The organism is Ruegeria sp. HKCCD3925 (assembly GCF_057221175.1).
In genome coordinates, this window is the sequence record NZ_JBWVBI010000008.1 from 83,958 (window position 1) to 106,112 (window position 22,155).

The following is a 22,155-nucleotide window of genomic DNA, read 5'->3' on the forward strand; positions in this document are numbered from 1 at the left end:
ATCTCAATCGCGAAAATCACCTATATTCTGCACGTCTTTTTTGACGTCTCAGAACAAACGGAGTGACGCCAAAGACGCTTTTGTAAACGGATGAGAATCCGTTTGGAAAGCCGCACACCAAGCCGATTTCCCGCACGCTCATCGTTGTGTTCAAAAGCAGGTTGTTGGCTTTGGCCAAGCGCATTTCTCGGTAGAATCCGTTTGGAGTGGTTGCGAAAGTTGCCTTGAACTTGCGCTCAAGCGATCTGTTCGACACGTGTAACATGTCAACGATCTGATTGATCGGTAACGGTTCTTCGATATTCGCCTGCATCAGCTTGATACATTGATCCAGCTTTGCGTCACCTGTGGCTGTATTCCGAGCGCCCGAAAACGGCTGCATGGATGAGAAATCGCGGATGTTCTCGTGCAGCATGATATCCGCAACTGTCATCTTGGCGGCACCCGAAATGTGCCGCCCAATCACCGCCAGTGCCACATCCGTCGTTGCCTCCATTCCCGCGCAGGTGACCACCGAACCCTGTTCGGTCGCAATTGAAAGCTTGGCCTCAAAACGCGCGCCACGTTCGCGTAAGAAAGAGGCGTTTTCCCAATGGGTTGCCATATGATCAGCGCCGTTTTCATCGATGTACCTGCTTGCCGCTTCGGCCAGCAAAAAGACCTGGGCTCCCCGGTACGTATAGTCGGGCACGACGCGACCTAAAGAAAGCTCTGGCTGATCCGGATCCGAGTTTCCGATCACAAACAGATAATCCGCATCGGGCTGCGCAGGTATGGTTTCGGTCGACACCGTCGCGCAACTGCTGCTTTCAACAGGCCCCCCCTTTCGGGACCGGTAAGTGAATGTGAACGGAGGATGCGCGCAAACCCGGTTGGCCAGGCGCAACACATCGACCAACGAGGCCAATTCAAGCAACACGAAACCGGGTGCAACCAGAATATCGAAATGCTGCTGATCCCGATCTTTTCGCCGTTCAGGTTTGTTGCGGATCGACATGAGGCACACTCAAACAATTGTGTGCCCAGCCGCGCATAAACTGTCGGCAAGGGTTTTAATGTGATCGGGTCCAACTTCGCAGCAACCGCCAACAATCGTCGCGCCCTGCGCCACCCAGCCCATGGCATGCTGCGCATAGGCGTCAGGGTCTAGGTCATGACGGCTTTCCAGAGAGTCAACCGTCGGGGCTTCCTTCAAAAAACCGTCTTTGATACCAGTAAAGCCATTGGCATAAGCGCCGAACGGGCGACCCAGCTTTGCGATGATCTCCAGTGCAGCCGGAATCGCTTCCGGGCGCGCGCAGTTGATCAAAACGGCCTCGGGGGCGTAACGCGCAACAAGCGGGGCGATGTCCTCCAGTGCTTCGCCTGACCGCAATCGTGTGCCGTCATCATCCATAACCGACAATGCCAGCCAGACGGGTTTGCCGCAATTCTCGGTACCGCGAAGCGCACCTTCGGCTTCCAGAACCGAGGACACGGTTTCGATCAGGAACAGATCAACCCGGTCTGCCATCAGTTGAGCCAGCTCGGCAAATTTTTCAGCCGCATCGTCTGGGTCGGGGTTCAGATCGGGCCGGTAGCTGGCCAAAAGCGGACCAAGCGCACCAGCGATACGACCGTCAGTTCCCGCGCAAGCCTGCTCGGCCCGCGAAAGAGCAGCCTCGATCAGAAGTGGCATCTGGTCTTCGATCCCCTCACGCACCAGCCGCGAGCGGTGAATGGCATAGGTATTCGTGGTGGCAATCGTCGCGCCACTGCGGAAATAGGCCTCGTGAACTTCGGTCAGCAAGTCAGGTTTGTCGATCATCACCCGCGTTGACCACAAAGGCGTGGGCTGGTCACCGCTGCGTTTCACCAGTTCCTGCCCGATCGAACCATCTAAAAGCGTAATGTCAGCCATCTACCCCCCTTTCACGGTATTAATACCAGTTTCCCGGGCAAGGTCTTGGACATAAAATCCTCTTGCGCCTGAACAATGTCACGCAACGGGTAGGTTTTTGAGACCAAAGGCCTGATCCGACCTGCATTCATCAGCACAACAAGTCGGCCAAAGACTTCGGGAGGCTGATGGGTGCAGCCATGGATTGTGATGTCGCGCAGATAGATGTTTCGCAAATCGGCGCTGACGATGGGGCCAGCGATTGCACCTGACACCGCATAGTGCCCGCCGGGTTTCAGCGCCAGTATGAGATCGGGCCAAGCCGAGCCGCCCACCACATCGATGACGACATCGAACAAATCCTTCGGCAGTTGCGCATCCCGGTCAAAGGTTGCCGACGCCCCCTGCGCTTTGACCACATCCGCCTTGGCAGCACTTGTCACCCCCCAGACCGTCGCTCCTCGTAGCGCCGCGAGCTGGACCGCGGCGAGGCCCACACCGCCTGAAGCCCCTGTGATCAGCACTGTGTGGCCTGCCGACACACCAGCGCGAGTCAGCAGGTTTTCTGCGGTCCCAAACGCGCAGGGAATAGCGGCGATTTCCACGTCTGATAGGGGCGAGGCGGTCACATCATAGAGATCATTGCTATCGACCAGACAGTATTGGGCAAACGCTCCGTCGATTTCTGAACCAAGCGCGATAAAACCATGCGGTCTACCCGGCCCCGGGCGTGGCAAGTTGATAGGACAGGTCACGCGTTGGCCGGGCTTGAACGCTGCCCCCGGTCCAGCCTCTTCAACAATCCCACACAGATCACCGCCTTGGATGCGGGGAAAGTGCAGCGCACCTCCCCACCCGCCGGCCTCAACCTGCTGATCTACCGCATCCGTCGCTTCTGTAACATCCGGCGAGTACCAGCCGATCCGCGTGTTGATGTCGGTGTTGTTCACCCCGGCAGCGGCGACGCGCACCAGAACCTGCCCTGGACCGGGGGTCGGAACGGGGACGCTTTCCCGCCATTCCAACACCTCAGGACCTCCATGGCCAGTCAGATATACGCCTTCCATCTGCCGGGTCATATCAGCGCCTTTCTGTCGTAGGGGTCAGGCCCTCAACCGTTCATTTGCAGGATCCCAGAGCGGCTGATCCTCCTGAACAACAGCACGACATTTCTGACCGTAGATTTCAACCTCTAGCTCAGTTCCCGGGACAGCCTGGTCTGCGCGCACCATGCCCAGCGCGACCGAGGCACCAATGCGATACCCCCACGCACCCGATGTGGTTTCACCCACGATCTCATCACCGCTCCAGATGCAGGACATGTAAGGCGCATCGACCTCACCTGCGTCCACGATCAGAGTGACAAAGGACTTTTTAACGCCTTGCTGTTTTTCGTTCTGAATGGCTGCTTTGCCAACAAAATCCTGTGGTTTATCGAGCTTGACAAAGCGCCCCAAACCACCTTCCAGCAGAGAGTAATCTGTGCTTAGGTCGCCTTTCCACGCGCGATAGCCTTTCTCGATCCGCAGCGAATTCAACGCATACATGCCAAAAGGTTTCGCTCCGGCAGCCAGCACAGCTTCGTAGATGGCGGGCATCGCATCATTTTCAGCATGGATTTCCCAACCCAACTCACCCGCGAAAGATACACGGATCAGGAAGGCATCCTGCCCGGCAACTTTGGCGAATTGGTGGGTCAGCCACCCTTGCTGCAAATCTGCATCGGTGATGCCGGACAATACATTCCGCGTCATCGGTCCGGTCACGATCAGTGTGTCGCGCTCGGTTGTGGTTTCCCGAACGGTCACACCTTCGGGCACCGAATTGCGGATCAAATCACCATCGTGCCACTGTGCCGTGGCAGCGGTGATTAGGACGAAATTGTTCTCAGCCAGACGGATACAGGACAGCTCGGTCAGAATGCGCCCTCTTTCATCCGAGACATAGATCAGATTCATGCGCCCTGCTTTAGGGATACCTCCGGTACAGAAGCCACGCAGCCAGTCATCCGCCCCCTCGCCTTGTATCCAGAACCGCGAGAAGCCCGGCAGATCCAGCACCCCGCAGTGATCGCGCACGGCTTCGCATTCTTCTTTGACCCGTTGCTCCCAAGGGCCCGAACGTCCCCAGGTATGGGTGGCTTCCAGTGACGTATCATCGCCGGTTTGCGCAAACCAGTTTGCGCGCTCCCAGCCGTTGTACGCGCCCATGACACCGCCCAATTCCTTGACCTTGGCGTGCACAGGCGAGACCTTCTTGTCGCGTGCGGCAGGCCATTCGTGATGGGGGAAGTGCATGGCGTACTCGTTGCCATAGACTTCCATGCCCTTCTGATTGCAGTAGTCCTGATCGGTGTAGTCGGTGTAACGACGTGGATCGACCGCCCACATGTCCCACTCGGTGTGGCCGTCGACAATCCATTCGGCCAGCACCTTGCCTGCACCGCCACCCTGCGCGATGCCAAAAGTGAAGGTGTGTGCCTCGAAGGCGTTTTTCACACCCGGCATCGGACCAATCAATGGCAGACCATCCGGCGCGTAGGGGATCGGGCCGTTGATGACGCGACCAACGCCCGAGGTTGCCATCAGCGGTACACGCTCCATAGCGTCAGTAACAATGTCCTCGATCCGATCCAGATCGTCATTCCACAGCTGGAAGCTGAAATCCTCGGGCATCGGGTCATCCTCGGTCATCCAGTGACCCTTGCAGTTGGGCTCGTACGGACCAAGGTTGAACCCGTTCTTCTCCTGCCGCAAATAGTAGGAGATATCGACATCGCGCAGCAGCGGCAGCTTCTTACCATCATTTTCTTTCGACCACGCTTCGATTTCGGGAACTTCGTCGGTCAACAGATACTGATGGCTCATGACCATTGCCGGGACGGTTCGGCCGCCAAAGGGTTTGAACCATTCCCCGACTCGCTGCGCGTAGTAACCGGCGGCATTCACCACATAGTCGCAGGCAATGTCACCCTTTTCGGTATGCACGGTCCAAGTGCCGTCATCATGCTGTGTCACACCGTTTGCGGGGCAGAAGCGGATGATCTTCTGCCCCATATCCCGCGCGCCTTTGGCCAGAGCCTGGGTCAGCTGCGCGGGGTCAATGTCACCATCGGTCGGGTCATACAGAACGCCTTCAAGATCATGGGTCTCAAGGAAGGGATAACGTTCCTTGGCTTCTTCCGGGGTCCACATCTCCATCGGGATACCCTGATACAGGCCCATGGACATGGCATGCTCAAACTCCTGCATCCGTTCTTTGCTGTGCGCAAGACGGATCGAGCCTGAAACGTGGTAGTTCATTGGATAGTCGACTTCATCGGCCAGACGCGAATACAGCTCGGTCGAATAGCGCTGCATGTTCATGATCGCCCATGAATTCGAGAAGGTCGGAACGTTACCAGCAGCGTGCCATGTCGAGCCTGCGGTCAGTTCGTTCTTTTCCAGCAGAACACAATCGGTCCAGCCCTTCTTGGCCAGATGATAAAGCGACGAGCAGCCAACAACGCCACCGCCGATGATGACCACACGGGCCTTGGTTGGAAAATCACTCATGTGTTTGGTTCCCTATTAGTGTGCCCGCTGGGGCAGATCGTCTTTGATGTCATAGTAATCGCCCTTGTCCGCCACAAAGATGTGCTGGGCGAGTTTCAACCCGGTCGGCTCATCCAATGAGCCCACGGAAATTGCGATCGTGTCCTCGTCATTGTGCTGCCAGAAGAGGAACGAGCCACAAGCGCGGCAAAATCCGCGCTTGGCAATGTCGGAAGCGCGATACCAGCCCAGCGTTTCGCTGCTGGTAAAGCTGAGATTGTCCTGATGCGTTACGGTCGAGGCCCACAGATGACCCGACTGTTTGCGACACTGCCCGCAATGGCAGGCATTTGGTGGCGTGAGGTCTCCGTCAACAACAAAAGCGACCGCGCCGCACAGACATGATCCGGTATGCATATCCTTACCCCCTCGCTGTAGGCGTTGAGCTGGCTCCCAGCAAAACGCCATAAATGATGAAACAGGTCGCCATTACGCGTCGCACCCAGATATTGAACACCGCCCCCAGTGCGGCCTTACCCATGAGGGCACCCAGCATCGTGAACCCCGTGTAGCTGAGCGTCGTGATGACCAGAGCCGTCGGCATGATCACGGCCATCTGCTGCCAGATGGGTACATCCGGCTGTACAAACTGCGAAAACGCCGCAAGGTATCCGGCGACGCTTTTGGGGTTGATCGTAGCAACAGCCAACGCGTGAAAGTAAACATGTCTTGCCGGACGCTCTGATGCCGGAGCGGGTTTCGCTGCGTTCATCCAACCGCGAATGCCCATCCAGATCAGAAACCCGGCCCCGATAAGTTTGGCGACAAAGAAACCCGTTGGCGACGCGGCAATCAACGCTGTGATTCCCACAGCCGAGAGGATCAGGAACACACTCGCCTGAGTCAAAATAGCCAAGACACCCAACATAGCCTTGGAGAACGGCAGGCTCATCCCATTTGAGATGCAGTTGACCGCATTCGGCCCCGGGGTGGTCACGAACACCACCCAGAACAGAGCGAATATGGTCCAGGCCTCAAAACTCATCAGTACACCGGCGGGGCGATGACCCAGATGGCCACAGCGGGCTCATCAAAGGGGTTGGACCAAGTGTAGGGCTCGTGCTTGATCCGGAAGCTATCGCCGGGGCCGACCTGAAAGCTGCGCGAGCCGATCGTCAGTTCCAGACGGCCTGAAACCATATAGCCGACTTCCTGCGTCGGCCGGTTTGCCGGGGTCTGCATCTGAGAATGCGGCTCAAAGGTCGAATGCACCATCTCGAAATCGTCGGTCAGGTCAGGCGAAAGCAGTTCTTCGATCAACCCTTCTTCGCCAGAGCCCATCGGGCGACGGGACCCTGCCCGCACAATATACCCTTGCTCATCCACCGGCGCAGCGGAATGGGCAAACAGCATCGACATCGGCACACCCAGACATTCGGCAATCTGGCGTAGATCCGAAATCGACGGCTCGGACATGTCACGCTCGACTTGGCTGAGCCAGCCAACGGACCGATCCAATCGGTTGGCGATCTCGGTCAGAGTCAGCCCACGCGCCTTGCGCAGTGCGCGCAGATCGGCACCGAGGGATGCGCTATGAGGGGCTTGCGAATTCAAGTTGCGCTCCGAGTCTGCGTGAAATTTTCTGTTACTTTTTCACGGTGCCTCGAATCGGTGAAATTTCCAAGCATTTTTTCACTTGGTTCTGCAATTTTAGTTGGCTATGCACGGTCCATGTGGATTGCCGTAATCTATCTTTGGGTCATTAATGCCCTGACTTTGATGGCGTTTGGCTGGGATAAGCTGCGCGCGCGCCGTAGAAGGCGACGCATCCCCGAGCGGCGCTTGTTATGGTTGGCGGCACTAGGAGGCAGCTTGGCCGCGCTACTGGGGCGCTGGATCTTCGGGCACAAGACCCGCAAGCTCGGTTTCTCGGCTTGGCTATACACGATCACAGCGTTTCAGGCCGGGCTTTGCTATCTGATTATGTCCCGAGATCTTGGCGCATTTTTGCGATAGCTCGGAACCCTCTAACGCGCAAATACATCCGTTAGAATAGCACCAAGTGCAGTCGCATCATCTTTGGTAAACGCGTCGGGCTGGTCGCTGTCGATATCAAAGACAGCGATCACGTTACCATTCGCATCCCGCACTGGTAGAACCAACTCGGACCGAGTGGATGACGCACAAGCGATATGGCCGGGGAAAGCATCTACATCCGAAACCAATTGCACTTGCCCTGTACGGGCAGCCGCACCACACACACCGCGTTCAAAAGGGATTACTAGGCAGCCATGCCCCCCCTGATAAGGCCCGATCTTTAGCACTTCGGGCTCAGTTACGCGGTAGAACCCTGTCCAGTCGAATCGGTCGTCCGAGTGATGCACTTCGCATGCCACCGTAGCCATCAATGCAACCTCGTCGGTTTCACCGTCGGTCAAGGCGGCTATGGTTTTGGCGAGTGTGTCGTAGTCGGCTTTCATGTTGGTAGACCTTGCATCCGGGGAACTGCGGGCGCTGCCGCCAATTCCCCGAGTATTTGCAAAAAGACAAAGCGTCAAACGCGTTCTATTGCGATGGCCGTCCCTTCTCCGCCGCCAATGCAGATTGCAGCGACACCGCGCTTGAGATTTCGCTTTTCCAGCGCATTGAGCAGCGTGACCATAATCCGAGCCCCCGAGGCACCTATCGGGTGGCCAAGCGCACATGCGCCGCCATTCACATTCACGATCTCACGGGACAAGCCCATTTCGTGCATGAAAGCCATGGGTACAACGGCGAAGGCTTCGTTAACCTCCCACAGATCGACATCCTCTTTTTTCCAACCGATATGGCCCAACAATTTCTGCGCCGCCGGAACCGGAGCAGTTGTGAACAACCCCGGTGCCTGCGCGTGACTGGCGTGGCCAAGAATCCGTGCGCGCACGGTCAGGCCCTGCTGTTCTGCCGCCTCTGCCGAGGCAAGCACAAGGGCGGCTGCGCCATCCGAGATCGAAGAAGAATTGGCTGCCGTAACCGTTCCGTCCTTGCGAAATGCAGGTTTCAGCGTGGGTATTTTCTCGGGCCGCGCCGATTTTGGTTGCTCATCCGCCTCCAGCACAACCTCGCCCTTACGGGTCTGAATCTTGACCTGTGTAATTTCCTGGTCGAACGCATTATTTTCCTGCGCGGACAGCGCGTTCGAAAGCGATCGCAGGGCGTATTCGTCCTGCGCCTCGCGCGTGAACTGATAGGATTCGGCACAGTCCTCGGCAAACGTGCCCATAAGCCGACCTTTGTCATAGGCGTCTTCGAGCCCGTCCAGAAACATGTGATCAACCACTTGCCCATGTCCGATCCGGGCGCCACCGCGCATCTTGGGCAACAGATAGGGCGCGTTGGTCATGCTCTCCATCCCGCCAGCGACCATGGTCTGAGTATGGCCCAAAGCGATCTGATCAAACGCAATCATTGCTGCCTTCATGCCTGAACCACACATTTTGTTGAGCGTTGTGGCAGGTACATCTTCTCCCAGACCGGCGGCAAACCCAGCCTGACGCGCCGGGGCCTGTCCCTGGCCGGCAGGCAGGACGCAGCCCATCAGCACCTCATCCACGGTCCGAGCGCCAGCACCCTCCAGCGCTGCGCGGATAGCAGCACCGCCCAGATCAGCAGCGGCGACGCCGTCAAACATGCCCTGAAATCCGCCCATTGGTGTACGCGCGGCACCTGCTATCACAACCTCGTTCATCCGAAATCTCCTTGAACTTTCCAGCCTATGGATACCGAATGGTAAGAATTACCGTCTAGCGTATTTCTACCATCATTTTGCATTGCCAAAGGCGGACGAACATGGGGCTCAGCAGCGAGATCACCGGCGAGACACAGATAATATCCGTTCATTGTGATCGAATTGATGCCGCAATGGCGATTCAATTCAAGGAAGATATGCGCGCGGAAACCCAAACCCATGCCAAACGGGTGGTGTTGGATTTGTCTTCTGTTGAATTCATCGATTCCAGCGGTCTGGGCGCCATTGTCGCCTCGATGAAACAATTGGAAAAAGGGCGCAGATTGGATCTGGCCGGGTTGCGCCCGATCGTTGAAAAAGTGTTCCGCCTGACCCGCATGGACACCGTGTTCAGACTGTTCAAATCGCTGGATGAGGCGATCGGCGCTGGTGCAGACTGACGATCGGCAGAGGTGGAACAGCGTGTGCTCGAATTGCAAACAAAACTGCCTGGAGGTGAGCTTTCCCGCGACACAAGTGCAGGCCAGCGCAGGGATCGCGGCGTTAAGCGCACGGCTGGCGGCGCAGGGATTGCCGGAAAGCAAAGCAGATGACGTAAGAATCGCGCTGACGGAAGCGATCAACAACGTGGTCGAACATGCCTATGCCGGGGTTGCCGCCGCTGACATTCAAATCGATTGCTCATTATGTGCAAAGAAGTTGGTGATACAGATCATCGATACCGGCGACCCGATGCCCGAATTGCGGATACCGAGCGGCACTCCACCATCTGTCGACACTGCTTTGCAGGACCTGCCCGAGGGCGGCTTTGGCTGGCACCTGATTCATCAACTTGCCAGCGACATACAATATGAACGCAAAAGCGGCGGGAACCTGCTCTGCTTGCGGTTCGACTTTGACGAGATGCCCTAGCAGGCATCAAATGGCCACAATAAGGCCTAGATCGAACCATTGTCGCGCCGCAAACAAAGGTCATAAGTAAGGGGTAGCTCAGATAGCTTCCCTCGGCGCCTAGCGTCACAGCCCCCACCCAGTGAGCGGCGCCGAGGACCTCCTTCCTCTGATAGCATTGGACAATTCCCAGCTGCGGCTTAGTGTCTGCGTGTTTGCAGAAGGAAAGACCCATGCGCGATTTTCACAAGACAGGCCGTTCTGAAGTTTTGGCAACCGAAGGGATGTGCGCAACGTCCCATCCGTTGGCCGCCAAAATCGCGCTGGATATTCTGCAGCAGGACGGCAATGCCATGGACGCAGCCATTGCAGGCGCAGTGCTTCTGGGAATTTGCGAGCCGCAAATGACCGGCTTGGGTGGAGATTGCTTTGTTCTGTACAATCGCGCAGGCGAGCAGACGGTTCGCGCACTAAACGGTTCGGGTCGGGCCGCGGCAGCAGCGGATGCACAGGCATTGCGGGATCGCGGTTCAAATTCGGTTCCCGAGACCAGCCCGGATGCCGTGACAATTCCCGGAGCGGTTGAGGCATTCTGCCGTCTAGCAAAAACCGAAGGTCGGCTGGGCCTGGAAGCAATCCTGCAACCCGCAATCCATTATGCCGAGTCAGGTGTTCCGGTGGCTCCACGCGTTGCCTTTGATTGGAAGAACAGCGCATCCACCCTGCAAGGCGCGGCCCGTGATCATTATCTGATTGACGGCAAACCCCTGCAAACCGGGCAGGTTTTTCGCGCACCCGGTCAGGCAGAAGTTCTTAGGCGCGTGGCCCAACACGGTCAAAAGGCATTTTATTCTGGTGAGATTGCCGATGACATGCTTGCGGCCCTGTCCGATCTGGGTGGAGTACAGACTGCGCAGGATTTCGCGGCCGTGCAAAGCGATGAAACTGTGCCCGTCAGCGGAGATTATGGCGGTGTCGAACTGGTCGAGCACCCACCGAATGGTCAGGGCGCGACGGCAATCCTGTTGCTGAATATCTTGAAGCACTTCGATCTGGCCGCAATGAACCCTTGGGGGGCTGAACGCGTACATATCGAAGCCGAGGCCAGCAAACTGGCCTACGACGCACGCAATCGTTTCATCGCCGATCCCGACCACAGCACGCGGATGGCTCATTTTCTTGCACCTGAGACAGCCGCCCAACTTGCCGCGCTGATCAATCCGAAACGCGCCATGGCTGCCGCCGCTCCCTTGACCGAGTCTGTTCACAAAGACACCGTCTATATCACCGTGGTTGACCGGGATCGCATGGCCGTTTCACTTATTTATTCGATCTACCACGGGTTCGGGTCGGGCATCGCTTCGGAAAAGTTCGGCATTTTGCTGCAGAACCGGGGGGCGGGTTTCAACCTCGAACCCGGTCATCCAAATGAGCTTGCCGGTGGAAAGCGACCAATGCACACAATCATACCGGGAATGTTGCGCGCCCAAGGCCGCATCGCGATGCCCTTTGGTGTCATGGGAGGTGCCTATCAACCAACCGGACACGCGCGGTTAGTGTCAAATCTCACGGATTTCGACATAGAGCTGCAGGAAGCCATCGATGCGCCTCGGGCATTTGCAGATGGGGGCGTTCTGAAAATTGAGCGAGGCTATTCCGATGCCGTTCTGCAACAATTATCCGATATGGGGCACACTGTCCAAATACCGGAAACGTCTCTGGGTGGTGCGCAAGCCATTCGAATCTGTTCAAACGGAGTTCTGGAAGGTGCTAGCGATCCCCGTAAAGATGGTTGCGCATTAGGCTACTGACACACGCCATTATGACGGACATATTCAGTTCAACTGAAAGTGCAGCGGATAAGATCCATCCTGAAACGGGCCGAACATGTTGGGGATATCGGGATGGTCTACCGGCTCACCCGATTGGTCCTCAACCAGATTTTGTTCTGAAACATAAGCGACATAGAAGGATTGATCATTCTCAGCCAGCAAATGATAGAACGGCTGGTCCTTCAGCGGGCGACTATCTTCGGGTATGGCCTGATACCATTCCTCCGAGTTCGAGAATTCCGGATCGACATCAAAAATAACCCCTCGAAAAGGGTGTCTACGGTGTCGAACCACCTGTCCCAGACGGTACTTGGCTTGTGTCTTTAGCATTGTTTCGGCCCCCAAAGCATTTAGTACATCTTTTCGGGCAGAAAAGCCAACCAATGAGCTGAAATTCGGGGAAACAGTCTGTGAACCTACTCCTAACAGTGTTCGAAATCGTTGCCCCAGTGTTCCTTCTGGCCGGGATCGGGTTTGCGTGGGTCAAGCTCGGGTTCGAGTATCGGCTGCAATTTGTCACGCGGTTTGCGGTGACGCTTGCAGTGCCCAGCCTGATCTTCGTAGCTTTGATGCAAACCGACATTCCTGGCGGTGAATTGACCGTTTTCACGCTCGCTGCGATTGCATCACATGTTGCTTTGGCGGTGGTTTTCTGGGTCATTGTACGTGCCTCAGGGCTTGAGCAGCGGACCTATCTGTCACCTCTTATCTTCGGTAACACTGGGAATCTGGGCCTGCCTTTGTGCATCTTTGCCTTTGGGCAGGCTGGGTTGGGTTTCGCGGTGATCTTTTTGGCCGTTACGGCTCTGTTTTCTTTTACCTACGGTATCTATCTGGTCGCGGGGCGCGGCGCCTTTGGCAAGGTTCTGCGCGAGCCGATGGTCTGGGCCACGCTGCTGGGGGCATTGTTTCTGTGGCGTGGATGGCAGACGCCACTGTTTCTAACCAACACGCTGGAACTGTTGGGCCAGATGGCGGTGCCTATGATGCTGATCACCCTTGGGGTCGCGATTGCACGCCTGACAACACAGAAGCTGCAACAGGCTATATGGTTGTCCTTGCTGAAACTCGCGGTGTGCTTCGGGTTGGGCTGGGCTCTTGCCATCAGTTTTGGACTGGGTCCTGTAGCTTTCGGAGTTCTGGTTTTGCAAATGTGTGCGCCGGTCGCCGTCACCTCATACCTGCTGGCAGAGCGGTTTGATGTGGATTCCGACGCGGTTGCAGGCATGGTCATGGTCTCGACAGTATTGTCGGTCGCCGCATTACCGATAATTCTCGCTATTATTCTGTAACGATTGTGATTTCCTCAGAGCTCAATCTGCGCTAGAATAAAGAAAAAAGGCACGAGGCACATGAGCAGAATTCTTTTCGTACTCTTCGGGGTGCTGCTTTTGGCATCCTGTGGTGGCGGGTCCAAACAGCCACCGAGCAGACTGAATGACGCGTGCAGCATTGCGCGCGAAAAACCCGATTATATCAAGGCCTTCAAAAGCACCGAGCGCAAATGGGGTGTCCCCGTTCACGTTCAGATGGCCACGATTTACCAAGAAAGCCGTTATCGCGCAGATGCGCGCACACCGCACAAATACGTGCTGGGCGTCATCCCGATGGGTCGCCAAAGCAGTGCTTACGGCTATGGTCAGGCACTTGATGGCACGTGGGAGCAGTATCAGCGCGAAACCGGCAAACGCCGCGCCAAACGGGATCGCATCCGTGATGCATCGGATTTCATTGGCTGGTACATGAACAAAAGCTATGAGCGGAACGGGATTCATCCCACCGACGCGCGTAACCAATACCTGGCCTATCACGAAGGGCAAACCGGCTACGCGCGCGGCAGCTACAACAGCAAATCTTGGCTGTTGAACGTTGCGAATGATGTAGACGCCCGAGCGCAACTGTATCAGGCGCAGCTGGCGAACTGCCGTTACTAAACAAACCCTGTCAGGTCAGCGATCGTCTGACCTGATACGGGTTTTGCTTGAAAACACGCTGGAATCGAGGTTTCCGCCTTCAGTCAACGGCCCCAGCAGTACGGTCGTTTGACTTCCAGCGTTATCGTGGATCACCCATTTGCGCAGCTCAACCGGATTGGATGTAAACATTAACTCGATCCGCCCGCTTTCCGGGTTCTTGGGGTCCTGAGCCGTCACAACCGTGGCGGTCCCGTCAAAATCGTGCCCAACAACCATATTGGCTTGCCCCAGATTGACATTCCGCGCCAACACCAGTGACAGCGGTGTGCGTTTCAGCGGGTACTGTTCGGGCGGCTGATTGGATTTCGGGTCAAAGATCTGCACCGTCCCCGACCGCGCCAAAACTACCGCGCTGTTGGGCGGATCATATTCGAACCGCATTTTTCCGGGCCTCTCGAGCCACAGCTTACCGGTGCTAAGCGATCCGTCATCATTCACCTGCGTGAATGTGGTCTGAACCGTCTTCATCTGGTTCAGGTAGTTAGAGATTTGCGACAGTGGCAGCTTTTCAGCCGCCCACGCGGCGGGCGCAGCCAGTGTCAGAGCAAGGGCAAAAGCAATCTGTTTCATAGGACCCAGATAGGCGTTCTGCCCTTGTTATTAAATATCTTACTGCTCGGGGACGAGGATTTCGCGTTTTCCAACGTGATTTGCCCCGGAAACAACGCCTTCGTCCTCCATCTGCTCAACAAGCCGCGCAGCTTTGTTGTAGCCAATGGCAAGTTTTCGCTGAATGTAGGACGTCGAGCATTTGCGATCTTTGATCACAATCGCCACTGCCTGGTCGTAAAGGGCGTCTTCTCCGTTCGTGTTGCCACCCGTGTTCAGGCCCAGAACAGCGTCGATATTGTCAGCCTTTTCCTCAGCCGGGCCATCGACCACGCCGCTCATGTAGGCCGGCGGACCGAACTGTTTCAGGTGGTTGACGATTTCTTCGACCTCTTCATCCGAGACAAACGGACCGTGGCAACGGGTGATCTTCGCCCCGCCCGCCATATACAGCATGTCGCCCTGCCCAAGCAGTTGCTCGGCACCCATCTCGCCCAAAATGGTGCGGCTGTCGACTTTCGAGGTCACCTGGAACGAAATCCGCGTTGGGAAGTTCGCCTTGATCGTCCCGGTGATCACATCGACCGAGGGACGCTGCGTCGCCATGATCAGGTGAATGCCCGAAGCCCGCGCCATCTGCGCCAGACGCTGGATGCAGGCCTCGATCTCCTTGCCCGCGACCATCATCAGGTCAGCCATCTCGTCGACGATCACAACGATATAAGGCATTGCTTCGGGCGCGAATTCTTCGGTCTCGAACATTGGCTCGCCGGTTTCATCGTCAAAGCCGGTCTGGACCGTGCGGCTGAACATCTCGCCCTTGGACAGCGCATCCTTCACGCGGCCATTGTAGCCCGCGATATTGCGCACGCCCATTTTGGACATTTTGCGATAGCGATCCTCCATCTCGCCCACGACCCATTTCAGGGCCACAACCGCCTTTTTCGGGTCGGTCACAACGGGCGAGAGCAGGTGCGGGATACCATCATAGACCGACAGTTCCAGCATCTTGGGGTCGATCATGATCAGGCGGCACTCATCCGGCGTTAGCTTATAAAGCAGCGAGAGGATCATCGTATTGATTGCCACCGACTTACCGGAACCGGTCGTACCAGCGATCAAGAGGTGAGGCATTTTTGCCAAATTCGCCACCACGGACTCACCGCCGATATCCTTGCCTAACGCCAAGGGCAGCGCATGGTTACCATCGCCGAAATCGCGACTGGCGAGAATTTCGCGCAGCACCACCATCTCACGGTTTTCATTGGGCAGTTCAATGCCAATAACCGAGCGCCCCGGTAGAGTTGAAACCCGCGCGGACAAAGCCGACATTGAGCGCGCGATATCGTCAGCCAAACCGATCACACGGCTGGCTTTTAAACCCGGTGCAGGCTCCAATTCGTACATGGTCACAACCGGACCGGGGCGGACGCTGACGATCTCACCCTTGACGCCGTAGTCATCCAGCACGTTTTCCAGCATCCGCGCATTTTCCTCGAGCGCTTCATCGCTTAGGTGATGGCGTTGGATGCTTGCAGGGTTGGACAGAAGGCCCAGCGGTGGCAGTTCGAAGTCGGAATGCCGTTCCTCGAAAGAAAGTGTCGGCTGTGCTTCGGCTTGCGCCCTGCGCGAAGGCGGAGGAGTGCGTCGGACCGGTTGAGCTACTACAGGTTTACGCGGCTCAGCGACAGGAATCTTGACAGCCTGTCTCGGTTGGAGCGCGGGTTCGGGGGCATCATCAAACACGGTCTCATCATCATAGTCCGGTTCGGAAACATAGTCCTGCTGCATCCAATTATCAGCCTCGGAGTCAGCCGCCAGCGCATCAACATCAGATCCTGCTGTCAGCGGTGGTTCGGGTGGCAAACCTGCAGAGGTCATCGGGGGTTCGGGCGGCAACTCGCCTGCCGCGCCAGAGTTCAAAATCAACGGGTCCGGTCCCCTGCCCCGCCCTTTGGTCAATGGCAAGTTGGGATCGGGTTCGGGCGTTAGCACACCAGCGGCCACTTTACGATTGCGTACAGCGGCGGAAATCTTGGACCGGATGCGATCCTCACCCGGCATGTCGTAATACCCTTCGACCGCAACGTTTTCGACCAACTCAGGCTCGGGCATTGGGTCAGGGCGACGGATCAGGGAAGGCATCCGAGCCAGAAGGCCTGTCTTGGCGACAGGTTCCTGCGCTTCAACCTCAGGGTCTTCAAAGACCGGATCAGAGTAGGCCAGGTCGTCGTCAAAATCCGCCTGAACCGGAACTGCACGTTCGGCCTTGCGCTCGGCCCATTGGGCCTTCCGGTCCCGTGCTGCCCGCGCTGTCGCCGATGCCCCGCGTCCCAGCGCGTTCATCAACAGATCATAGGCCATGACCAGTCCCAACAGAAACGCCCGGAAGCCATTGCGAACGTCCGCTTTGCCGAAACCCAACACGAATACACCCAGAGCCAGCATACCGACCGCCATCGCCAGCGACATCAGCTTGACCAGGAAATGCGATGAGATCGGCAACAAAGTCAAAATCGCGCCCATCACTGTATCGCCGAATAGACCGCCCAAGCCATAGCTGTGCGTCGCCCGCCATTCAGCACCCGGTACCAGAGTCGCTGCATAGACAGCCAGAACGGCGATCCAGATCGGCGCAAAAATCAGGCGGGCAATGGCACGGTCTTCACCTAAATGACCCGCAAAGCGCACACCCCATGTGATCAGAACGAGAGCAACGCCCAAGCTGCCCCAGCCTACGATCATAAACAACGGTGCGGCGATTGAGGCCCCGACGCGCCCCATCCAGTTTTGCACAGGCGCATCGGTCGAAACCATCCAGTTTGGATCATCGGGCGTATAGGACCAGATCATCGCTGCAGCGGCCAACCCCAACAGGATCAAAGCGATCCCGATCAGTTCTTTGCTACGCCGTTCAATGGCGGCTTGCGTGTTGCTGTCCAGCAGCGGGTCACGGTTTCGCGCGTTATATGATGCCATTTTGCCCTCGTACCTCACGAATAGATGCAGTCGCGGAGTGTAATCAGCCCGCGCTTCATCTCTGTTTTTGGGGCCACCATCGCGACCCGGATAAATTGCTCGCCCGGGTTTTGCCCCGGATCACCTTGAGAAAGATATGCGCCCGGCAGAACCCGTACGCCGGTTTCCTGCCAAAGCTTCAATGCGGTTTCTTCGCCGTTTTCGACGGGTAGCCACAGGAAGAACCCGGCCTCGGGCGGCATGTAGCCCTGTACGCCTGCGAAAACCTCATCCGCGACGGCGTATTTCTCCTGATACAGCGCGCGGTTTTCCTGCACATGCGCTTCATCCGCCCAAACCTTGGCGGCGGCGGCCTGCAGCGGGGCGGGCAAAGGGGCACCCGCATAGCTGCGCAACAGTTTGACACGGCTGATTGTTTCAGGTCCACCTGCGATCAGCCCCGACCGCAGCCCGGCCAAGTTCGACCGCTTGGACAGAGAGTTGAACAGCGTGACACGTTCGGGGTCAGCACCCAGTTCCTGCGCAACGGTCAGCGCGCCAACCGGCGCGGCGTCGCGGTAGATTTCGGAATAGCATTCATCGGCAAAGATGCGGAAATCGTACTTTTCAGCCAATTGAATCAGCTCGACCCAGTAATCGCGCGAGGCGACCGCCCCCTGAGGGTTCGCGGGTGAGCAGATATAAGCCACTGCAGTGCGGTTCAGAATCTCTTCGGGCAGGCCTGCATAGTCCGGTAGATGGCCGGTCGCAGCGGTTGCAGGTACAAAATAGGGCTGCGCGCCGACCGAAATCGAGGCGACCATGTAAACCTGATAAAACGGGTTCGGGCACAGGATGATTGGCTGCTGTCCGTTCTTCTTCTCAGGGCACAACGCCATTGCGGCATTGTACAGACCCTCGCGCGTGCCGTTCAGTGCCATCACATTGGCATCTGCATCCATCGACACACCATAGCGGCGGTTGATCCAACCCGTGATCGCTGCGCGCAATTCAGGTGAGCCTTCGTTCGGGGGATAGCCCTGAAACCCGGCGGCGTTTTCCATGATCACGTCGGTCACCCAAGATGGGAAATCATGCTTGGGCTCGCCAATGGTCATGTGAACGACTTCACCACCCGGCTGATGATGATCCAACAGGGCGCGTAGACGCGGAAATGCGTATTCCGGTAGGTTCGAAAACCGCTCGGGGAAATTCATGATACTGCCTCAATTTCGGGGTCATTTTGCGCCCCGTTTTATGGCAGATTACAGATCGACCCGGGCTTCGTCCAGACAAAGAGGTGCCGAATCAGGGGATTGTGGCATTCAGGTCAAAGCGCTTTCGGCTGCTGACCCGAGCCGTAACAAGGCCTCTTCCGACCCCGGATAGCCCAACATCATCAGCCCGCAACCGGGTGTTCCCGTGGGCAAAGTCAGTGCCGCAAGCCCCATCAGATTGCCGATCCGGGTGTTGCGGAGAGCCAAGAGATTTTCGGTAACATAGTAGTCATGATCATTCATCAACCGGTCGAGATTGGGCGGTAGGATCGGGGCCGTCGGCGCAAGCACGGCATCAAAGCCCGCAGTGGCCGCATCCCAAGCCTGTCGACAAGCGGTTAGTTTCGACCAAGCGGCCACGTAATCGGGGCCGGAATAGGCCTTGCCCATTCGGAACCGTTCAAGGATTTCGGGATACATCGCCTCGGGGTTCGCTTCGATCACATCACGCCACAAGCCGTAGGCTTCGGTTGTATAAAGCACGCCCGACAGGCTCATCGCTTCGTTCAGCTCAGGCACGTCAAGCGGAACGATCTCGGCCCCGGCCTCTTTCAGGCGCGCCAGCGCATCATCATAGGCGTTGGCTGGAGCTTCGCGCAGATCGTCCTTGGCGACGTTCTGCAAATCAGCAAAGCGGCGACCGATCAATGACGCCCCGCGCAGATCAGCCGGGGCGGTGCCCTCAAGCGCGGCAAGCATATGTGCGGCGTCCTCAACTGATCGCGCCAGCGGCCCAACGGTATCGAATTTCAGACACAGCGGCACGACGCCCTCAAGGCTAACGCGCCCCGCCGTGGTTTTCAGCCCCACCAGATCGTTCCAGGCCGAGGGAATCCGCACCGATCCACCCGTGTCCGAGCCAACGCCGCCTGCAGCAAGCCCCCACGCCACCGAGGCCCCTGCCCCTGAGGACGAACCTCCGGGTACGGCCTCTTCGTCATTCACGCATGGAGGCGTAGCCGTCACAGGGTTTAGACCCAAACCCGAGAACGCCAATTCGCTCATATGCGTTTTACCCAGACAGACCGTACCCATCGCGGTCGCGTTCCGCACTACCTGCGCATCGGATTCGGGCACGCGGCCTTCCAACAGGGCCGAACCGGCCTCGGTCCCTACGCCTGCCGTGTCAAACAGGTCTTTCCAGCTGATCGGGACGCCATCCAACAAAGACCGCCGCAGGCCAAGCTTGGCCCGCTCTTGCGCCGCAAGGGCCTCGGCGCGGGCGCGATCGTGGGTCACCCGGGCATAGATCCGATCGCGATGTGGATGGGCGTCAATCGCGCTCAGATAAGTTTCTGTCAGTTCAACCGGATCGATCTGCCCCATTCCGATACCACGGCCCAAATCACATGCCGTCATGGTCAGCCAGTCTTGCATCCGGTCCCCTCCCGAGTAATTCCGTGATCGGACGGTAGCGACAGGACCGCACATGGACAATCCCGAAAGGGCGCGCATATTGCAGCACATGGAACACAGATCCGATATCCTGATCGTTGGTGGTGGCCTGAACGGCCCTGCCCTTGCGCTGGCGCTGGCCCAGACCGGGCATTCAGTCGTGGTTGTTGACGCTCTGGCAGAGAAAGTGCGCAAGAATGCGGCCTTCGACGGGCGCGCTTATGCGCTTGCATTGGCGTCGCAACGTCTGCTCGACGCGATAGGCGTTTGGAAAAAGGTGGAAAAGCACGCCCAGCCTATGCTGGAGATCAAAGTAACGGATGGTCATGCCGGTGCCGGACCTTCCCCGTTCTTTATGCATTTCGACCATGCCGAGATCGAAGAAGGCCCGATGGGCTATATGGTCGAAGATCGCCACCTGCGGCGGGCTTTTCTGGAGGCCATGACCGAACAAGACGGGATTACCGAAATCAGCGGCAAAACGGTCGTGTCTCAGGACATCTCGGCAAACGGGGCAACACTTACACTGGATGACGGGTCCACCTTGTCCGGCAGCCTTCTGGTGGGTTGCGATGGCCGCCGCAGCGGGACCGCTATGCGCGCCGGAATCAAGCGAACCGGCTGGGACTATGGCCAGACCGCTCTGGTCTGCGCCATTGAACACGAGCTACCGCATCACGGTATCGCCCATCAGTTCTTCATGCCCCCCGGCCCGTTGGCGATTCTGCCGCTGACCGGGAACCGCAGTTCCATCGTCTGGAGCGAACGCACTGATACGTCCGCGCAGATCAATGCGCTGCCCGAGGCAGATTACCTACAAGTTCTGCGCCCGCGCTTTGGTGATTTCCTGGGGGATATCCGCCTGCAGGGTGACCGGTTCACATACCCGTTGAACCTGACCATCGCCAATTCCTTCATCTCGGACCGGTTGGCTTTGGTCGGAGACGCCGCCCATGGCATGCACCCTATCGCCGGGCAAGGCCTGAACGCAGGTCTGCGTGATGTAGGTGCATTGGCCGAGGTTCTGACCCTTGCGGGACGACGTGGCGAGGATATCGGATCAACGCTTGTGCTGGAGCGCTATCAAGAGTGGCGCCGGTTCGACACAGCCTCGCTTGCGATGGCGACTGATGTGTTCAACAAGCTGTTTTCGAACGATAATCCCCTGCTCCGCATAGGTCGGGATATTGGAATGGGTATCGTCGGATCGCTGCCCGGGCTGCGCCGAGGTTTCGTGCGCGAGGCTGCAGGTCTGACCGGAGACCTGCCGAAACTGCTGCAGGGCCACCCGATCTAGTCCAGCTCTCGGGCCTCATCCACTAGCATCACTGGAATACCGTTGCGGATTGGAAAGGCCAGAGCGGCGGCTTTTGACACCAGCTCTTGCCGTTCGGCATCATAGTGCAGCGTCGTGTGGGTCTGCGGACAAATCAACGCCTCAAGCATATGGCGGTCAAAGGCGTGTTCGGTATCGCTCATTGCAGTTTTTCCTCATTCGATCCGCCGCGCATGGCGAATTCAATTAATGTCACCAAGGTTTCGCGCCGGGTGCGTAAGCAAGGGGCCTCAAGCAAAGCCTGCTTTTCCTCCGGGTCAAATTCCAGCATCATGGACAGGGAATTGACCAAAAGCTCATCATCGGCATCTTTCATTGTGTCCCAATCGGTGGACAACTGACGGGACGAAAAAAACCGTTCCAACAGCCGCAGGAACCTGTTCCGATCAAAACCGTCATCTACCTCGGCCTTGCCCAGATCACGGTCAAACCCGTCCCAAGACACCGAAACCCGGCGATACGGGGTGAAACTGTCCAACTCTGATTTGACCCTGAACCGAGAGATTCCCGTCAGCGTAATCAGATACCTGCCGTCTTCGGTCTCGGAAAACTGGGTGACCCGTCCAGCGCATCCAATCTGGTGCAACTTAGTTTCGTCCCCCTGACAGGTATTCGGTTGCACCATCCCGATCAGGCGTTCTTGCGTTTTCAGCGCGTCGTCCAGCATCTGTAGGTAGCGCGGCTCAAAAATATGCAGCGGCAGGCGAGACCGTGGCAGCAGCAGCGCTCCGGGCAAAGGGAAAACGGATACCGTTTCCGGCAAATCGGCAGGATGCATCATGTACCCGAGTTTAGTTCTGAT

General features: G+C 57.3%; 23 protein-coding genes. 7 read left to right on the plus strand and 16 right to left on the minus strand.

Translation table 11 applies throughout. The annotated features are described in order from the left end of the window. Nucleotides 1-16 precede the first annotated feature (16 nt). The 7 genes from AC2TEM_RS18275 to AC2TEM_RS18305 are packed head-to-tail and all read right to left on the minus strand — an operon-like array spanning nt 17 to nt 7,026. A complete protein-coding gene (locus tag AC2TEM_RS18275) occupies nt 17-997 on the minus strand; it encodes a GlxA family transcriptional regulator (RefSeq protein ID WP_170406633.1) in 981 nt (326 codons plus the stop codon). A 9-nt stretch (nt 998-1,006) separates the two neighbouring features. Next, the gene (locus AC2TEM_RS18280) at nt 1,007-1,900 is read right to left on the minus strand and encodes a homocysteine S-methyltransferase family protein (protein ID WP_170425818.1); all 894 of its coding nucleotides are present in this window, start codon (nt 1,898-1,900) and stop codon (nt 1,007-1,009) included. A gap of 11 nt (nt 1,901-1,911) precedes the next feature. Next, entirely contained in the window at nt 1,912-2,958 is a 1,047-nt protein-coding gene (locus AC2TEM_RS18285) for an alcohol dehydrogenase family protein (RefSeq protein WP_170425820.1), read from the minus strand. Nucleotides 2,959-2,982: 24 nt separating this feature from the next. Next, a complete protein-coding gene (locus tag AC2TEM_RS18290; protein WP_170425822.1) occupies nt 2,983-5,433 on the minus strand; it encodes a GcvT family protein in 2,451 nt (816 codons plus the stop codon). A 15-nt stretch (nt 5,434-5,448) separates the two neighbouring features. Then, nucleotides 5,449-5,829, minus strand: coding sequence for a GFA family protein (locus tag AC2TEM_RS18295; protein WP_170425824.1), 381 nt, complete (start codon nt 5,827-5,829; stop codon nt 5,449-5,451). A gap of 4 nt (nt 5,830-5,833) precedes the next feature. Continuing rightward, nucleotides 5,834-6,457, minus strand: coding sequence for a LysE family transporter (locus AC2TEM_RS18300; protein WP_170425826.1), 624 nt, complete (start codon nt 6,455-6,457; stop codon nt 5,834-5,836). After that, nucleotides 6,457-7,026 carry an XRE family transcriptional regulator gene (locus AC2TEM_RS18305; protein ID WP_170425828.1) on the minus strand — a complete coding sequence of 190 codons (570 nt, stop codon included), beginning with the start codon at nt 7,024-7,026 and terminating at the stop codon, nt 6,457-6,459. Before AC2TEM_RS18305 ends, AC2TEM_RS18300 begins: the two co-directional genes overlap by 1 nt. Nucleotides 7,027-7,044: 18 nt before the next feature. Here AC2TEM_RS18305 and AC2TEM_RS18310 point away from each other — a divergent pair, with 18 nt between their 5' ends. Further along, nucleotides 7,045-7,428: a DUF1294 domain-containing protein gene (locus tag AC2TEM_RS18310; RefSeq protein ID WP_480856347.1), complete on the plus strand. Its 384-nt coding sequence runs from the start codon at nt 7,045-7,047 to the stop codon at nt 7,426-7,428. 11 nt (nt 7,429-7,439) lie between these two features. Here AC2TEM_RS18310 and AC2TEM_RS18315 read toward each other — a convergent pair whose 3' ends face one another. Both AC2TEM_RS18315 and AC2TEM_RS18320 read right to left on the minus strand, forming a co-directional pair. Continuing rightward, nucleotides 7,440-7,892, minus strand: a complete 453-nt coding sequence (locus AC2TEM_RS18315) for a GAF domain-containing protein (RefSeq protein ID WP_170425832.1) — start codon at nt 7,890-7,892, stop codon at nt 7,440-7,442. Nucleotides 7,893-7,966: 74 nt separating this feature from the next. After that, nucleotides 7,967-9,139, minus strand: coding sequence for an acetyl-CoA C-acyltransferase (locus tag AC2TEM_RS18320; RefSeq protein WP_170425834.1), 1,173 nt, complete (start codon nt 9,137-9,139; stop codon nt 7,967-7,969). Between the two features lie 101 nt (nt 9,140-9,240). On the opposite strand from AC2TEM_RS18320, the gene AC2TEM_RS18325 reads away from it, so the two are divergent. From AC2TEM_RS18325 to ggt, 3 genes are all read left to right on the plus strand, one after another. Then, on the plus strand, nt 9,241-9,579 hold the full coding sequence (locus tag AC2TEM_RS18325; protein ID WP_170398809.1) for an STAS domain-containing protein: 339 nt from the start codon (nt 9,241-9,243) through the stop codon (nt 9,577-9,579). A 55-nt stretch (nt 9,580-9,634) separates the two neighbouring features. Further along, nucleotides 9,635-10,051, plus strand: a complete 417-nt coding sequence (locus AC2TEM_RS18330) for an ATP-binding protein (protein ID WP_480790441.1) — start codon at nt 9,635-9,637, stop codon at nt 10,049-10,051. A gap of 212 nt (nt 10,052-10,263) precedes the next feature. After that, on the plus strand, nt 10,264-11,841 hold the full coding sequence (gene ggt, locus AC2TEM_RS18335) for a gamma-glutamyltransferase (protein ID WP_170425838.1): 1,578 nt from the start codon (nt 10,264-10,266) through the stop codon (nt 11,839-11,841). Nucleotides 11,842-11,865: 24 nt separating this feature from the next. Here the strand turns inward: ggt and hspQ are convergent, their stop codons facing one another. Beyond that, the gene (hspQ, locus tag AC2TEM_RS18340; RefSeq protein WP_170398818.1) at nt 11,866-12,192 is read right to left on the minus strand and encodes a heat shock protein HspQ; all 327 of its coding nucleotides are present in this window, start codon (nt 12,190-12,192) and stop codon (nt 11,866-11,868) included. Nucleotides 12,193-12,272: 80 nt separating this feature from the next. Between hspQ and AC2TEM_RS18345 the strand changes: the two genes are divergently transcribed. Further along, on the plus strand, nt 12,273-13,154 hold the full coding sequence (locus tag AC2TEM_RS18345) for an AEC family transporter (RefSeq protein WP_170425840.1): 882 nt from the start codon (nt 12,273-12,275) through the stop codon (nt 13,152-13,154). Nucleotides 13,155-13,214: 60 nt separating this feature from the next. Continuing rightward, a complete protein-coding gene (locus tag AC2TEM_RS18350) occupies nt 13,215-13,796 on the plus strand; it encodes a transglycosylase SLT domain-containing protein (RefSeq protein ID WP_170425842.1) in 582 nt (193 codons plus the stop codon). 15 nt (nt 13,797-13,811) lie between these two features. Here AC2TEM_RS18350 and AC2TEM_RS18355 read toward each other — a convergent pair whose 3' ends face one another. The 4 genes from AC2TEM_RS18355 to AC2TEM_RS18370 form a co-directional block, all read right to left on the minus strand. Next, nucleotides 13,812-14,408: a LolA family protein gene (locus AC2TEM_RS18355; protein WP_170398828.1), complete on the minus strand. Its 597-nt coding sequence runs from the start codon at nt 14,406-14,408 to the stop codon at nt 13,812-13,814. Nucleotides 14,409-14,447: 39 nt separating this feature from the next. After that, nucleotides 14,448-17,366: a DNA translocase FtsK gene (locus tag AC2TEM_RS18360; RefSeq protein WP_170425844.1), complete on the minus strand. Its 2,919-nt coding sequence runs from the start codon at nt 17,364-17,366 to the stop codon at nt 14,448-14,450. Between the two features lie 14 nt (nt 17,367-17,380). Continuing rightward, on the minus strand, nt 17,381-18,562 hold the full coding sequence (locus tag AC2TEM_RS18365; RefSeq protein ID WP_170425846.1) for an aminotransferase class I/II-fold pyridoxal phosphate-dependent enzyme: 1,182 nt from the start codon (nt 18,560-18,562) through the stop codon (nt 17,381-17,383). Between the two features lie 108 nt (nt 18,563-18,670). After that, on the minus strand, nt 18,671-19,999 hold the full coding sequence (locus AC2TEM_RS18370) for an amidase family protein (RefSeq protein WP_170425848.1): 1,329 nt from the start codon (nt 19,997-19,999) through the stop codon (nt 18,671-18,673). 88 nt (nt 20,000-20,087) lie between these two features. On the opposite strand from AC2TEM_RS18370, the gene AC2TEM_RS18375 reads away from it, so the two are divergent. After that, nucleotides 20,088-21,314 (plus strand): FAD-dependent monooxygenase, encoded by a 1,227-nt coding sequence (locus AC2TEM_RS18375; RefSeq protein WP_170425850.1) that lies wholly within the window; start codon nt 20,088-20,090, stop codon nt 21,312-21,314. Here AC2TEM_RS18375 and AC2TEM_RS18380 read toward each other — a convergent pair. Further along, nucleotides 21,311-21,496, minus strand: a complete 186-nt coding sequence (locus AC2TEM_RS18380; RefSeq protein ID WP_170398842.1) for a Trm112 family protein — start codon at nt 21,494-21,496, stop codon at nt 21,311-21,313. The two genes, AC2TEM_RS18375 and AC2TEM_RS18380, sit on opposite strands and share 4 nt — an antisense overlap. After that, nucleotides 21,493-22,134 carry an LON peptidase substrate-binding domain-containing protein gene (locus AC2TEM_RS18385; RefSeq protein WP_170398861.1) on the minus strand — a complete coding sequence of 214 codons (642 nt, stop codon included), beginning with the start codon at nt 22,132-22,134 and terminating at the stop codon, nt 21,493-21,495. Before AC2TEM_RS18385 ends, AC2TEM_RS18380 begins: the two co-directional genes overlap by 4 nt. Nucleotides 22,135-22,155: the final 21 nt, after the last annotated feature.

Excerpts from the sequence above, each read along its gene's own strand:
- AC2TEM_RS18275 (WP_170406633.1), bottom strand. The coding sequence starts at position 997 with ATGTCGATCCGCAACAAACCTGAACGGCGAAAAGATCGGGATCAGCAG.
- AC2TEM_RS18280 (WP_170425818.1), bottom strand. The coding sequence starts at position 1,900 with ATGGCTGACATTACGCTTTTAGATGGTTCGATCGGGCAGGAACTGGTG.
- AC2TEM_RS18285 (WP_170425820.1), bottom strand. The coding sequence starts at position 2,958 with ATGACCCGGCAGATGGAAGGCGTATATCTGACTGGCCATGGAGGTCCT.
- AC2TEM_RS18290 (WP_170425822.1), bottom strand. The coding sequence starts at position 5,433 with ATGAGTGATTTTCCAACCAAGGCCCGTGTGGTCATCATCGGCGGTGGC.
- AC2TEM_RS18295 (WP_170425824.1), bottom strand. The coding sequence starts at position 5,829 with ATGCATACCGGATCATGTCTGTGCGGCGCGGTCGCTTTTGTTGTTGAC.
- AC2TEM_RS18300 (WP_170425826.1), bottom strand. The coding sequence starts at position 6,457 with ATGAGTTTTGAGGCCTGGACCATATTCGCTCTGTTCTGGGTGGTGTTC.
- AC2TEM_RS18315 (WP_170425832.1), bottom strand. The coding sequence starts at position 7,892 with ATGAAAGCCGACTACGACACACTCGCCAAAACCATAGCCGCCTTGACC.
- AC2TEM_RS18320 (WP_170425834.1), bottom strand. The coding sequence starts at position 9,139 with ATGAACGAGGTTGTGATAGCAGGTGCCGCGCGTACACCAATGGGCGGA.
- AC2TEM_RS18325 (WP_170398809.1), top strand. The coding sequence starts at position 9,241 with ATGGGGCTCAGCAGCGAGATCACCGGCGAGACACAGATAATATCCGTT.
- ggt (WP_170425838.1), top strand. The coding sequence starts at position 10,264 with ATGCGCGATTTTCACAAGACAGGCCGTTCTGAAGTTTTGGCAACCGAA.
- hspQ (WP_170398818.1), bottom strand. The coding sequence starts at position 12,192 with ATGCTAAAGACACAAGCCAAGTACCGTCTGGGACAGGTGGTTCGACAC.
- AC2TEM_RS18350 (WP_170425842.1), top strand. The coding sequence starts at position 13,215 with ATGAGCAGAATTCTTTTCGTACTCTTCGGGGTGCTGCTTTTGGCATCC.
- AC2TEM_RS18355 (WP_170398828.1), bottom strand. The coding sequence starts at position 14,408 with ATGAAACAGATTGCTTTTGCCCTTGCTCTGACACTGGCTGCGCCCGCC.
- AC2TEM_RS18360 (WP_170425844.1), bottom strand. The coding sequence starts at position 17,366 with ATGGCATCATATAACGCGCGAAACCGTGACCCGCTGCTGGACAGCAAC.
- AC2TEM_RS18365 (WP_170425846.1), bottom strand. The coding sequence starts at position 18,562 with ATGAATTTCCCCGAGCGGTTTTCGAACCTACCGGAATACGCATTTCCG.
- AC2TEM_RS18370 (WP_170425848.1), bottom strand. The coding sequence starts at position 19,999 with ATGCAAGACTGGCTGACCATGACGGCATGTGATTTGGGCCGTGGTATC.
- AC2TEM_RS18375 (WP_170425850.1), top strand. The coding sequence starts at position 20,088 with ATGGAACACAGATCCGATATCCTGATCGTTGGTGGTGGCCTGAACGGC.
- AC2TEM_RS18380 (WP_170398842.1), bottom strand. The coding sequence starts at position 21,496 with ATGAGCGATACCGAACACGCCTTTGACCGCCATATGCTTGAGGCGTTG.
- AC2TEM_RS18385 (WP_170398861.1), bottom strand. The coding sequence starts at position 22,134 with ATGATGCATCCTGCCGATTTGCCGGAAACGGTATCCGTTTTCCCTTTG.